Source organism: Paenarthrobacter sp. TE3676 (genome assembly GCF_056279165.1).
In genome coordinates, this window is sequence record NZ_JBWBQU010000009.1 from 90,515 (window position 1) to 103,132 (window position 12,618).

The 12,618-nt window shown below is 64.7% G+C and carries 13 protein-coding genes and 1 riboswitch; of the genes, 6 read left to right on the plus strand and 7 right to left on the minus strand.

Features of this window, described 5'->3' with window-relative positions; genetic code table 11:
- The first annotated feature begins 186 nt into the window (after positions 1-186).
- A complete protein-coding gene (locus ACZ881_RS19750; protein WP_476117705.1) occupies positions 187-1,233 on the plus strand; it encodes a Gfo/Idh/MocA family protein in 1,047 nt (348 codons plus the stop codon).
- Here the strand turns inward: ACZ881_RS19750 and ACZ881_RS19755 are convergent.
- Both ACZ881_RS19755 and ACZ881_RS19760 read right to left on the minus strand, forming a co-directional pair.
- Complete coding sequence (locus ACZ881_RS19755) at positions 1,217-1,696, minus strand: hypothetical protein (RefSeq protein WP_054808837.1); 480 nt, start codon at positions 1,694-1,696, stop codon at positions 1,217-1,219. The genes ACZ881_RS19750 and ACZ881_RS19755 overlap by 17 nt on opposite strands.
- Positions 1,697-1,730: 34 nt before the next feature.
- Entirely contained in the window at positions 1,731-2,936 is a 1,206-nt protein-coding gene (locus tag ACZ881_RS19760) for a WXG100 family type VII secretion target (RefSeq protein WP_476117706.1), read from the minus strand.
- Positions 2,937-3,234: 298 nt separating this feature from the next.
- Between ACZ881_RS19760 and ACZ881_RS19765 the strand changes: the two genes are divergently transcribed.
- The 3 genes from ACZ881_RS19765 (at position 3,235) to ACZ881_RS19775 (ending at position 5,428) form a co-directional block, all read left to right on the plus strand.
- Entirely contained in the window at positions 3,235-3,945 is a 711-nt protein-coding gene (locus tag ACZ881_RS19765) for a hypothetical protein (protein ID WP_476117707.1), read from the plus strand.
- 89 nt (positions 3,946-4,034) lie between these two features.
- Positions 4,035-4,586: an RNA polymerase sigma factor gene (locus ACZ881_RS19770; protein ID WP_420179316.1), complete on the plus strand. Its 552-nt coding sequence runs from the start codon at positions 4,035-4,037 to the stop codon at positions 4,584-4,586.
- A complete protein-coding gene (locus ACZ881_RS19775; RefSeq protein WP_476117708.1) occupies positions 4,583-5,428 on the plus strand; it encodes a hypothetical protein in 846 nt (281 codons plus the stop codon). The genes ACZ881_RS19770 and ACZ881_RS19775 overlap by 4 nt, the downstream gene beginning before the upstream one ends.
- A 149-nt stretch (positions 5,429-5,577) precedes the next feature.
- Here ACZ881_RS19775 and ald read toward each other — a convergent pair whose 3' ends face one another.
- On the minus strand, positions 5,578-6,696 hold the full coding sequence (ald, locus tag ACZ881_RS19780) for an alanine dehydrogenase (protein WP_476117709.1): 1,119 nt from the start codon (positions 6,694-6,696) through the stop codon (positions 5,578-5,580).
- A gap of 209 nt (positions 6,697-6,905) precedes the next feature.
- Between ald and ACZ881_RS19785 the strand changes: the two genes are divergently transcribed.
- Positions 6,906-8,120, plus strand: coding sequence for a PucR family transcriptional regulator (locus ACZ881_RS19785; RefSeq protein WP_476117710.1), 1,215 nt, complete (start codon positions 6,906-6,908; stop codon positions 8,118-8,120).
- A gap of 127 nt (positions 8,121-8,247) precedes the next feature.
- On the opposite strand, the gene ACZ881_RS19790 is transcribed toward ACZ881_RS19785, so the two are convergent.
- Both ACZ881_RS19790 and ACZ881_RS19795 read right to left on the minus strand, forming a co-directional pair.
- Entirely contained in the window at positions 8,248-9,732 is a 1,485-nt protein-coding gene (locus ACZ881_RS19790) for a hypothetical protein (RefSeq protein WP_476117711.1), read from the minus strand.
- A gap of 2 nt (positions 9,733-9,734) precedes the next feature.
- Positions 9,735-9,881, minus strand: a riboswitch (cyclic di-AMP (ydaO/yuaA leader).
- A gap of 129 nt (positions 9,882-10,010) precedes the next feature.
- A complete protein-coding gene (locus ACZ881_RS19795; RefSeq protein ID WP_476117712.1) occupies positions 10,011-10,244 on the minus strand; it encodes a hypothetical protein in 234 nt (77 codons plus the stop codon).
- Positions 10,245-10,289: 45 nt separating this feature from the next.
- Between ACZ881_RS19795 and ACZ881_RS19800 the strand changes: the two genes are divergently transcribed.
- Positions 10,290-11,360: an ATP-dependent DNA ligase gene (locus ACZ881_RS19800; RefSeq protein ID WP_476117713.1), complete on the plus strand. Its 1,071-nt coding sequence runs from the start codon at positions 10,290-10,292 to the stop codon at positions 11,358-11,360.
- A gap of 61 nt (positions 11,361-11,421) precedes the next feature.
- Here ACZ881_RS19800 and ACZ881_RS19805 read toward each other — a convergent pair whose 3' ends face one another.
- Both ACZ881_RS19805 and ACZ881_RS19810 read right to left on the minus strand, forming a co-directional pair.
- Positions 11,422-11,685: a DUF6480 family protein gene (locus ACZ881_RS19805; RefSeq protein WP_476117714.1), complete on the minus strand. Its 264-nt coding sequence runs from the start codon at positions 11,683-11,685 to the stop codon at positions 11,422-11,424.
- Positions 11,686-11,836: 151 nt separating this feature from the next.
- Positions 11,837-12,595 (minus strand): alpha/beta fold hydrolase, encoded by a 759-nt coding sequence (locus tag ACZ881_RS19810; RefSeq protein WP_476117780.1) that lies wholly within the window; start codon positions 12,593-12,595, stop codon positions 11,837-11,839.
- Between the last annotated feature and the right edge of the window lie 23 nt (positions 12,596-12,618).

A 12,618-nucleotide genomic window follows, 5' to 3' on the forward strand; every position in this document is an offset into this window, starting at 1 on the left:
TTGAACTTTTCCATGGTTCGGGAGGTTCCCGGCCTTCGCCGTCCCCAACGCTCGCTCACGTCCCGCGTGTTTCACCCCGACGCTCGCTCACGTCCCGGGTGTTTCACCCCAACGCTCGCTCACCCCGGTGATAGAGGGTTGGCGTGAAAGGGCTATTACGTGAGAGAGGATCGGTAGCCTAGGGGCATGACTTCCCAGCCGATCCGTACCGCCGTCGCAGGTTTTGGCCTCTCCGGCAGCGTCTTCCACGCGCCCTTCATCGCCAGCAACCCCGCGTACGAGCTAGCCGTCATCGCAACTTCGGACGAGGCGCGCCAGACGAAAGCGAAAGAGCGCTACCCGGCAACGCAGATCGTCAACACCCCTCAAGACATCCTGGCACTGGCCGACCAACTGGATCTCGTCGTCCTGGGCACCCCGCCCGCAACCCACTTCCCCCTGGCGAAAGCTGCGCTGGAAGCCGGGCTGGACGTCGTCGTCGATAAACCGTTCACGGTCCGCAGCGCCGAGGGCGAGGAGCTGATTCAGCTGGCTGCGAAGCTGGGCCGAGTCCTCACCGTGTACCAAAACCGGCGCTGGGACGGTGACTCGCTCACCGTGAAAAAACTGCTCGACGCCGGAACGCTGGGTACCGTGACCAGGTTTGAGGTGGGCATGGAGCGCTGGGCGCCGGAGATCGCCAAGGCCTGGAAAGCCAGTGCCACGGCGGAAGACGGCGGTGGTGTCCTGTTCGATCTCGGCACGCACGTCCTTGATCTCGCTCTCCGGTTCTTTGGGCCGGCCACCGTCACCTTCGCAGAAATCACGGCCCGCCGCCCCCAGGAAAGCGCCGACGACGACGTTTTCCTGGCACTTCAGCATGAGTCGGGCGTGGTCAGCCACGTCACCATCAACCTCAACAGCCACCTCCATGGCCCGCGCTTCCGCATCCTCGGCACGGAAGGTGGCTTCGTGAAGTTCGGCACCGACCCACAGGAGCCCTACGTGCTGCGCGGTGGGTTGCCTACGGACGCGGAGTACGGCGTCGAGCCTCCAGAAAACCACGGCACGCTGGAACGGAACGGGCAGCGCACCACCATCCCCACGGAGCGCGGCGCCTACCCCGAGTTCTACCGCATGCTGGCGGACAAGCTCGACGGCGGCGGCACCGCCTCCGCACTTGCGGTACCGGTGGATCCGGCCGACTCCGTTGCGGTGCTGAAGCTGATTGAGCAGGCTAGGGCGCTGGCGTAACGTCCGCGCTGGCAACCAGCGAATAGATGGCCTTGAGATCGCTGTTGTCTTCAATCGGCTGACAACTCCCGGTCAGCTGGACGACATCAGCTGCGGCGTCTTGGTGGACCACCGTGACGGCTGTGAACTGCGCCAGCGAACCTGCCTGTGGGTGCGTGTAGCGTGCCTCGCGCACGTGCCAATCCCGGCCATTGATAACCACTGGCTCCGTGGCGAGCAGGACGGCGTCCGGCAGGGCGTCCAGGAACGAGTCCACGGATGCAGCGATATCCCGCAGCTGGTAGCCAGGCAAGCGGCGGGACACGGAGATCACCACATTTGCCGTGTAGCGACCTTCGGCGGCCGGGGCCATCAGGGCACCCAAGGCATCGGGGACCACTTGATGTGTCCAACCGGATGGTGGATTGAGTTTGATGGTGGGGTAGGCGGGGAAAGATGCGGACGGGAAAACCTGTTGCGACATTTGAGCCTTTCCGGCGGTGGTGTGGTGGCGAAGGTCAGTTGTTCAGGAAGTCGACGAATCCGGTCACGGAATCCACTAGTCCTTTGGGGCTGAGGGTGATCTGGCCACCCGCACCCAGTCCCAGTTCGGCGGTGAGCTTGGCTCCCGCGCCCAGAGTGAGCCCGTCTTCATCCACGGAAGCCGTAAAGAAGTGCCCCTCACCCGCTCCGGCGGCCACCGTCGCGTTGAATGTCAGTGTTTGGCCCAGGACTTCGACATACCGGCTCCCTGTCAGCTCCGCGCCCGCTCCTGCGCTGAACGCAGTGCCTGAGACATCGCGGCCCTTGACGCTGATTTCGCCTTCACCGGCGCTGGCCCACGCCCCGGCGCGGAATTCTCCACCTTGCCCCAAGGCGAACAGCCCGCCAGCGAACTCGGTCTTGTTGTCCACGGTGAGTTTTTGACCCGCGAAGCCCTCACCACCAGCCGAAAACAGAAAGGGGCTGCTCGCGTTGGCGTGTGCGCTCGCCTCGACTCCAGTCATTGCACGCGTCGTGGAGGTGTTGCTGACCCAGCCGTCAAAGAAGTCGGATCGTATGGTGGTGACGTTTTCCGCGCCAGCGAATGCTTCACCGTTAACGTGGGCATTGGGAAGTCCGAGTCCGAATGGCACACTGGCCTCGAACTCGCCATCCGCGCGGGCGCCGACGAACGTTTCGTTGGTGATAGTTGTCGTGCCGGGCCCGAACCCGGTCTCTGCCTTCCAGGTCATTTCACCTCCGGTGGACGCCTTGCCGGATCCTCCGAACGCGATTCCGCCGGGACCAACGGAGCCGTGGGTTTCGCCCGTTGCTTGACTGTCGATTGAACCGCTGCCTTCCACGGTGACGGGGCCGTAGCTGGTGGGATCAAAAGTAAACCCGGGTGCCCCAGGGGTGCTCTTTCCCTGCCCTGTGGAAGGTCCCCCCTTGAGCCCTCCTCCGGGGCTGCCCGTGGAAGCTTGTTCCTGCTGCTCTGCGTTGAGTTTCAGGGCGCGGGCATTGGTGCGCAGGCAAGAAGCTGCTGCTCCCAATCGTCCCTGGAGATCGCTCTGCCACCGGCTTCTGAACTGGTCGGCGTCATTCCCCCGCCAGAAGTTGCCGTTCTGAATCAGCGCATTGAGCTGTTGTTGAAGCTTGGTGATCTTCTCCGCCTCGGAGTCCATCACGGCCGAAAGTCGTCGGAGATCTCCGACGTCCGCGCCCACCAATCCCTGTCCCACTAGGTACCCAACCCCATTACGTATCCCCTGACGTAGTGATATGTCGATCGCCGGGCATCCAACGGGCCAGGCGTTTCCTGAGCATAGTTGGCTACGTCGGACGCGGCCATGGGGACCTCTAACCAGTGTGGATAAAGAGCAGCACGCCAAAGCCATGAAAAAGAATTTTGGACAACGCGTAACCTCACCGACACCGCGAACGATGTAAGGGGAGTGCGGGCCACGTCCGCACGCTGATCATCCGGTCGCGACCCAACCGCGGCCGGGGCAATCCCAAAATCGTTTGTCGGAGGGTTTCATGTCCTTGTTCACTATCCTTGCCACCAGCAAAGTCGCCGCGGGCGTCCTGGCTGCCGGAGCTGTAGCTGCCGGTGGAACCGGCGTCGCTGCCTTCAATGGCGCGCTTCCCACCGGAATCCAGCAATCCGCGCATGACCTCGTTGGCGCACCGGCCCCTGTTGCTGAGAAGGCCGCTGAAGCAGCCGATGCAGCCGAAACCGCCAAGACCAAGGCAACTGACGCCGTCGAGACCGCGCAGGCAACTGCAACCGAGGCCGCTGAAGCAGGCCAGGCCAAGGCCGCCGACGCCTTGTCCGATGCCAAAGCAACGGTGGAAGACGCCACTTCCCCGGAGGCTTTTGGCCTCTGCACCGCACTCCTCAACGGCGGCCTGAAGTCTGACGCCAAGGTCCCCGGCTTCGAGTCCTTGACCATTGCTGCCGGTGGCGAAGCCAAGGTGGAGGCGCACTGCGAGGCTGTGGTGGAGGCGGGTAAGGCTGCCGGCCTGAAGGCTGACGGTTCGGCGACGGCAGAGGCCGACGTCGATGCTGCCGTGACGTCCGAACTGCCGGTAACGCCTGCTGTTCCTGCAGTGCCCGCTGTGCCGGGAGTTCCTGCCGTTCCCGCGACGCCCGCTGTCCCCGCAGTGCCTGCCGTCCCCGCGACGCCTGAGCTGCCGACACAGGTACCCACCGACGTTCCGGCTGCACCCCTCGATTCTGTCCGCTAAGCAAGCAGCGGTTACGGTTTAAGGGCGGGGCTCCTTGGCTTAGGACAAGGAGCCCCGCTACGTAGTGTGTGGGACGGAGGCATCCACGGGTGCTTGACCCTTTGGCTGATGAATATGTGCAGGCGGATCAGGACGATCCCGCCCTGCTCTTCACGGCTGCCTACAATAACTTCGCCGGACCGGTGTTTGGCTACCTCCGGGCACGGGGCGTGGACGACCCGGAGGCCGTGACGCAGGACGTCTTCCTCGCCCTGTATCCGAAGCTGGAAACGCTCCACGGCGGGCTGCAAGGGGCAAAAACCTTGTTGTTCTCCATCGCGCATGCGCGGATGGTGGACCACTATCGCAAACGCGAACGAACGCCCGACGCGACGCCGTACGAACCGGACCTGGACGCGCGGCGGTCGCCATCGGCCGAGGACCAGGCCTTCGGACGGGTTGCAGGCCTGGGCGTCACTGAAATTTTGGACGACCTCCCCGACGATTATCGGGAGGTTCTGGCCCTCCGGGTCGTCGCCGACGTGTCGGTGGAAGATACGGCGGCGATCATGGGCAAGTCCCAGGGAGCCGTCAAGCAGCTACAGCGCAGGGCATTGAGTGCACTGAAGAAGCGTGCACTACTAAGGAACGGCACATCATGAGCGAACAACATACGCCTCGCGGACGTCATGACCAGCAGGCAATCGACTTCCTGTTGGCCGACGCCGGCCTCACAGGCGACGCCGACCTCCGCACTGAACTCCTCGAGCTCCGTTCCCTGGCGAACACTGCCCCTTTGCCGTCCGCAGCAGTCCGCGCGCTCATGGTCAGCAGCCCGGCCGCAGCCACCCAGCAGATCACAGCCACTCAGAGGATCACGACGGCGGACGCTCCGGCGGCGTCCGCGGGTGCACCGACGGCGGTACTCGCCACGGTTGCTGCGGAATCCGCTCCTGCGAACGACCTGCCTGTTGACGAACTTGCCGCCCGGCGTCGGAAGAAGCGTCGGACGGCCATCGCAGGCCTCGCCGTAGCTGTGTCCTTGGCTGGCGGCGCGACCGCTGCCGTCGCCTCCGAGGGCGGCCTGCCGGGTGCTTTCCAGCACCTCGGGGCAGCCATCGGTTCGGTGGTCTCGCAACTAAACCCCGGTTCCGGCAGTGCTCCCCAGCCCGATGCCCCAGCCGGTACCAGCCCAGAGCCCTTGCCTGTCGGGGAAGAGCCGCAGCAAGCTCCTGCGACGGTCGTACCCCAGCCGACGCCGGCCGCGCCGCGCATCCCGGTGGTTCCCGCTCCTGAGCCGCAGCCCGGTGGAGCGTCGCCGCACACACCTAAGGCTCCGTCGCACAGGGAGCCCGGCAACGGCGTCATCCCCACACCGCCAGGGTTGCCTGTGACCCCACCGGAGATCGACCCTTCCAAGATCGATCCCTCAAAGCTCGGCCCTTCGGGCGTCCCCGTCCCGGTTCCCTCGGAACTGATCCCGTCGCTCCCCGGAAAGCCCTAGTCTCCAGGCCCCAAACCTCCCCGCGAAGTGACACTTAATGCCAATGTTCTTCGCGAACATTGGCATTAAGTGCCATCTCGGCGCGCGTTAAACCACGACGGCGGGGTGCGGCTTCGCGTGGAAGCCGCACCCCGCCGTCGAGCTTGAAGCTATGCGGAGACCAGCGTGTGCCAGTCGTTGACGAGGGGCAGGTTGTGCGCCTCGGAAACGGAGTGGTGCGCCACGTGGCCGGCGGCGATATTGAGGCCGGCAGCCAGGGCGGGGTCGCGGTCGAAGGCGGCCTTGACGCCCAAGTTGGCCAGTGCCACGGCGTAGCGCAGGGTGACGTTGGTCAGTGCGTATGTGGAGGTGTTCGGAACAGCGCCAGGCATGTTGGCAACGCAGTAGAAGATCGAGTTGTGGACCTTGTACGTCGGTTCCTGGTGGGTGGTGGGGTGCGTGTCTTCGAAGCAGCCGCCCTGGTCCACGGCGATGTCCACCAGAACCGAGCCCGGCTTCATGCGGGAGACGAGTTCGTTGGTGACCAGTTTGGGAGCCTTGGCGCCCGGGATCAGGACGGAGCCGATCACCAGATCTGCGTCGATGACTGACTTCTCGATCTCGTAGGCGTTGGAGGCGACGGTCTTCAGGCGGCCCTGGTAGAGGGCATCGAGTTCGCGCAGCCGGTTGATGTTGATGTCCATGATGGTGACATCAGCACCGAGGCCCAGCGCCATGGCGGCAGCGTTGGTTCCCGCAACGCCTGCGCCGAGGACAACAACCTTCGCAGGGCGCACGCCCGGTACGCCGCCAAGGAGGACGCCCTTGCCGCCGGCCGGAGCCATCAGCGAGGAAGCGCCAACCACGACGGACAGGCGGCCTGCGACCTCGGACATCGGGGCGAGCAGCGGAAGGGTGCGGCCTTCCTGCACGGTTTCGTAAGCGATGGCCGTGACGCCGGAGTTGATGAGCTCGGCGGTGAGCTCGGGCTCTGCGGCAAGGTGCAGGTAGGTGAAGAGGATGAGGCCCTTGCGGAAGCGGTGGTACTCGGCCGCGATGGGTTCCTTGACCTTCATGACCATGTCCGCGCGGGCCCAGACGTCATCTGCTTCGTTGACGATTTCGGCGCCGGCGATCGAGTATTCCTCGTCGGTGATGCCCGAGCCAAGGCCTGCGCCGCGTTCAACCAGAACGGTGTGTCCGTGGGTGCGGAACTCGTGGACACCGGCGGCCGTGATGGCTACGCGGAACTCGTTGTTCTTGATTTCTTTGGGGACACCGATGATCATCTGTGGGCTCCATCGTTAGCGGCCTCTTCGGCCGAAAAATGTGTTGCGGGCTGTGATTCCAGAATAGATCCGGCTGTGAGGCAGGCGACATGGACCCGGGGCCGCCCTCATGCGGAAAGTCCGAAAATCCAGGGATCTTTTGCCAGCCAGCTCGACATTTGTCGAGCACTGGAGCGTCAAGTGTCGCCTGCTGTTGGTACGCTTTCCAGATGCTGCAGGACGTGGAACAGATCGTTGAACGCGTTGCCTTAAAGCTGGGCCGCGGACTGTCCTTGGAAGATCTCGACGGCGTTCTTCTCGCCTATAGCTCCAACCAGTCCCACGCCGACCGCGTTCGCGTGAACTTCCTCCTCAGCAAGCGGGTCCCCGGCGACGTCAGCGCCTGGCAACTCGCTCATGGCATCGCCACGGCCGTGCGACCCGTCGTCGTTCCTGCCAACAACGAACTCGGCATGCTGGGCCGCGTCTGCGTGCCGCTTTTGGTCCGCGGTTTCCGTGTGGGGTACTTGTGGGTGCAGCTGGACCTTGAAGAGCAGAGTGCGACGGCGATACTCGCCGAACTGCCCGGCGTGCGGGACGAGCTGGACCTGTTGGCGGGCTTGCTCCTTGATTCCAATACGGCCGAATCTGAGTTCCGGCGAAGGCGTGAGCAGGAGTTCCTGTCAGCCTGCGGCGGCGAATCGAACGCTGTGGCCGCCGTCGCGGGTTGGAAGGAAATCCAGGGGCGCGGTCCGTGGCAGTTGGTAACCATACTCGACCCGGATGGTGCGAGGTCCGACGTCGATCCTATTGCCGCTACCCTGACGCATCGATCAGCGGCGCTGCAGTCCACTATCGGCGTCAACGCCGCCTTGTTCAGCGCCGGAACGGAGACGCATTCGGTGGTCCTGTTCCGCGAGTCGGGCGGCCGGGCAGACCATGCCCAGGTGCTGGTGCATTATCAACTGGAGCTTGCGAAGCGCGCTGGCCGCAAGGTGGACAGGGTGATCCTGGGCATCAGTGAACCCTTCCAAGTCATCCGGCAGCTATCGGGCGCTTACCGTCAGTCGAAGGTTGCTGCGCAGGCGGCCGCCGTGGACCTCCCGCTAGGTGAGCTCGTGGACAGCCGGACCGTTGGTGTCTATCAACTTTTCGATCGTCTGGTGGCACCCGGAGGCTGGGATGACACAGGATCGGTGCATTTTCAGGCCCTTGAGGACCAGGACAAAAACGGCGAACTCCTGCCTGTCCTGGAACTGCTCTATGACAATGACGGCTCGGTGCAGGACGTCGCCGCCAAACTTCACCTCCACCGGAGCAGCATCTACAACCGGCTCGGCCGGATCCGCCAACTCATCGGTGCTGATCCGTTGAGTGGCGCGATCCGGCTCGAGTTACATGCGGCCCTGAAGGCTCGGCGCTGGGCCGGGCGGCCGCGGATCTGAGCCTACGAGCGCCGCAAACGCTGGCAGCTCCAACGTCCCATCCGGCGACGGAAAGCGGCAGTCCGGCTGCTGCTGCAGTACCGGCTATGCCACCCCGCGTGAGTGGAGGTACGGGGCAGGCGGGTGCTCAACCGAGGACCTTCTGGGCTGCGTCCAGGATGTCTTGAAGCGCAGATTCGCTGGGCTGGGGAGCCGAGGCGGCCTGCGGCTTGCTCGGCCGGGGCTTGGACGTCGGGGTTGCAGTTTCCGTTGGTGTGGGCGTCGGCGTCGGTGTTGGTGTGACCGTCGGGGTTGGTGAGGTTGTGGGCGTCGGAGTCGTGGGCGGTGTGGTTACCGTGTCCGACGGCACCTCGCTCGGCGCGGGAGCTGGCTGGGTGGGGGCTGGGCTTATCACCCCAGGGACGGCCGGGACTGAGGAGGGGACAGCCGATGGAACCCAAACCGGGTTGGCAAGGGACACCTTCGGGGTCGGAGCCGGCGACGACGACCCGGCCGTGGGTGCCTCGGCTAATGTCGCGGGCTGGCCGGCCTCCGAGGACGCTGTGGCAAGTGAAGAGGCTGATGGCGACGACGCTGATGGTGCGGAAGCCGTGGAATACGAGGCACTGGGCGCAGGGGCTGCGGAGCCCGAATTCCTGTCGGCACCGCTGGCTTCATGCGCAGGAGTTTCCTGGCCGAAGAACGGAAGCTCAAGGGCTTGCCCCAAAGTCCCGGCCGTCAGTACTAGTCCAAGCGCACCTGCAACCACGGCCATGCGCTGGCTCATGTGCTTGACCGACGCTGCTTTCCGAAGGGCGGCGTGGGGTTCGCGGCCGAAGGATGAGGTGGACCCCACGCTGGGCCTGGCCGCGGAGGGTGCCGCAGCGGGTGCGGCAGCCTGCCGGCGAACATCCTTGCGGCTTGCCAGTGCTGCCGACGCCGTTGCCGCGGCAGCAAGCTGCGCCTGAGACTTACCCCGAGGTGACTCGGTTTGCAGGGACTCGGTGCGGGGCGAGTCGTTGCTCGGTGACTCGGCGGCTTCGGGGGTGCTCGTGGATTCTTCGCGGGAAGGCACTACCGGAATGGCCGTCGTGGCAGGTTCCGGCGTTGAAGCCTGCACCACTGGAATTGCTGCGGTTGCGGGCTCCTGGGCGCTCAGCTCCTGAGGATCCGGCTCCACGCCAGCAGGGGGTGCGCTGGCAGGGGGCGCACTTGCCGGGGTCACAATGGGGATTGCCGCGGTAGGGGGTCCCGGTGGGGTCGACCTCCGTGCCGCTGGCTGCCCCGTAGGTATCGCGGCAGTCATGGGTTCCGCCTGCTCGGACGGTTCGGGCGCCGGCTGTGGGGCCGAGGCCTCAGGCGCAATCACGGCAAGGGCTGCACGCTCCCGCTCGGCTGCACGAATTTCCGCACGAGTGGCAGGCGCCACCGTGGTGGGCATGGCCGCAGTGGCGGGTTCCGGCGTCGTGCCTGTGTTAACCGTGCCTGTAACAGCAGCTTCAGTGTTAGTGGCGCCAGTGTCATCTGGGTTTCCGGTGGGGAATCCGCTGGATTGGGCCCGACGGCGTCCGGTTGGCTTGGTGCGCTCGCCTTCAGTCTGGGCGCGGCGCGGCTGATCCATGGTTGGGGACATGGTGGTTGCCTCTCAACGCCTTCGAGGTTAGCTGTCGGGTTCGGACGAGGCCGTCCGGCCGCCTAAGCGGCTTCACCCCGAGGACTTGGATACCAAGCCCGGGAACTGTGGGTCCCCCGCCTCTGCCGCGGGTCTGGCGGATCCCGGATTGCGGCAGAGCTCGGCGTCAATCCGGAAGCGGCCCAGCGGACATACGGGTCGCTCTACGACGGTACATGAGCCGGAAAGTAAAGTCACATTAATGTAACGGGCGGTAGGCCTGCCCAACCGAGGGGTTTCTATGACTTAGGCTTCGGTGCCGGTGAGGGAGCCGGCAACTCATGCTGGATCTTCTGGATCTGCACGGCTTGATGAGTTTCCGGGCGGAAGACTTCCTCCACGACTCCAAGCATTCCGCCGGTGGCTCCACGCCGGACTTTGCCCTGGCTGCTCCGGCGCGATGACCAGTACCAAACGCCGGCCAGCAGGGCCGGGAATCCGAGCACTGCCGCCAACACGAGCAAGATATCCATGGCCTAACACTAGCTTCGCGGTGCACCGGCAGGTAGACATTGTCTATGGACCTGCCTGTGATGCCACCCGTCTCGCCCATGCTCGCCAAATCCGTTCCGGCCATCCCCGATATTGGGCACTACGAACCCAAGTGGGACGGATTCCGGACCATCGTCTTCAAGGATGGCGACGAGATCATCCTGGGCAGCCGCAACGAGAAGCCAATGACCCGCTACTTCCCCGAAGTGGTGGAGGCTCTCAGGAAGAACCTGCCGGACAAATGCGTGATCGACGGCGAGATCGTCCTGATCGAGGGCAAGAGGCTCGAGTTCGAGGTACTCCAGCAAAGGATCCATCCCGCCGACAGCCGCGTGAGGATGCTCGCCGAGAAGACTCCGGCTTCCATGATTGCGTTCGACATCCTGGCGCTGGGCGACGAGAACCTCATGGACAAGCCGTTCTCCGAGCGCCGCGCCATCCTGGAGCGTGCGCTCGCCAAGGCCGAGCCGCCTGTCTATGTGACCCCCGCAGTGACGGATCTCGAGCGGGCGCAGGAATGGTTCGTGCAGTTGGAAGGCGCGGGACTGGACGGGGTGCTGTCCAAGCCGTTGACCGGGGCCTATCAACCCAACAAGCGCGTGATGTTCAAAACCAAACACGAGCGCACGGCGGATTGTGTGGTGGCCGGATTCCGCTGGCACAAGACCGCGAAGGTTGTTGGCTCGATGCTGCTCGGCCTCCACGATGACACTGGCCGCCTGCATCACGTGGGAGTGGTGGCATCGTTCCCCATGGCCCGGAGGGAGGCCCTGGTGGCCGAGCTTGAGCCGTATCAAGTCGAACTCAGCGAGCATCCCTGGGGTGAGTGGGCCAACCAGGACGAAGCTGCCGGGGGTTCACGCATGCCCGGCGCGCAAAGCCGGTGGAGCGGGGGCAAGGATTTCTCGTTCGTGCCCCTGCGCCCCGAACTCGTGATCGAAGTGAAGTACGACTACATGGAAGGCGACAGGTTCCGGCACACCACGCAGTTCCGTAGGTGGCGGCCGGACAGGACCCCCGAGAGCTGCACGTACTCGCAACTGGAGGAGCCCGCTGAATACGATCTCGGGGAGATCCTGCAGCTGCCGAACAGCTAGAACGTTGCCAACCCGCTGCTATGTCGCTGGGTACCAACGGAGCCGCGGGTTGGCGACTGTGTTACTCCTCGTGGCCTTGATCGCTGCTCATGCTGCCCTCGGCCGGCGGGGTTTCTCCGGGAGGGACTCCGCCGCCCGGCTCCAAGCCGGTGACGTTGCCGTCGAGGGGGTCGGGGTTGGCGGATGCAGCGGGGTCCTCGTCCTCATCCTGGCGCATGTCGGGATCCTCGTGGATGCTGTCGGCATCGGACGTAGTGTCGTAGGGTCCCGTAGCGCCGGTTGCGCCGAAGCCTTGGGTTTCCTTATTCGAGTCTTTGTCGGTCACGATCAGCCCTTTCGTAAGCAATCTTACTAATGTGCATGCTCCGCCAGCCTAACCGGGACCGGCTAACCCAACAAGGTGAGCCAACAAACCGAGCCCGCAACCTAACCCAACAAGGGACCCCAACTCAGGCGCCGGCGTCGTGCGTCAGGGGTCAACGGTGAGGCGTGGTCGCGGTGACAAAGCTCCGAATGGCATCCGCCACAGCCTTGGGGCGCATGTGCTGCGCCACGTGCCCGACCCCCGGAATCTCCACCAGACGCCCCTGCGCGACTGCCCTTGATAGCCGCAGCGCCCAGTCCGGTCCTGCCACATGGTCGCGGCTTCCCCTCAGAATCAGCACCGGCACGTGGACGCCGGCGAGCCGTTTCTCCGTGGGGTAACTCATCATGACGGGAAGCTCAGTGAGGTACCAGCGCGGGCCGCAGCGGATGTAGTCGGAGATGACTATCCAGTTGGAGGCGGGGCTCTCGCGAATCATTCCGTCGAGGGTCAGGGCCAGCGACTGCCGCCACACATTCTTGTGCCGGGCATCCACCACCGGCCCCATCAGCACCAACTGCCGGATCTGGTCCGGGGCATGCAAGGTCGCTTCGATGGCAAATTGCGCGCCCATCGAGTGGCCCACCAACACATAGGAATCGATGCCGCAGCTCTTGAGTGCCTCGGCAATGAAAGCGCCGTAATCCTCCACGGACAACTGACGGCCGGGCTTGGGTGTGCCGCCAAAACCGGGCAGGTCCAACGAATAGGTAGGCGCGTTCGAGGCCAGGACTCCATGCAAGCGCGCCAAGTACCGATGCGACACGCCAATGCCATGAATCAAGACGTATGCGGGCTCGTTCCGAGGCTCTGCGCCCGGCTCGGGCCGGGGCGTGCCCTCGGTCCAGAGAATCCGTCCGGTCAGGCCCATCACGTCGACGTCGGCGGACAGGA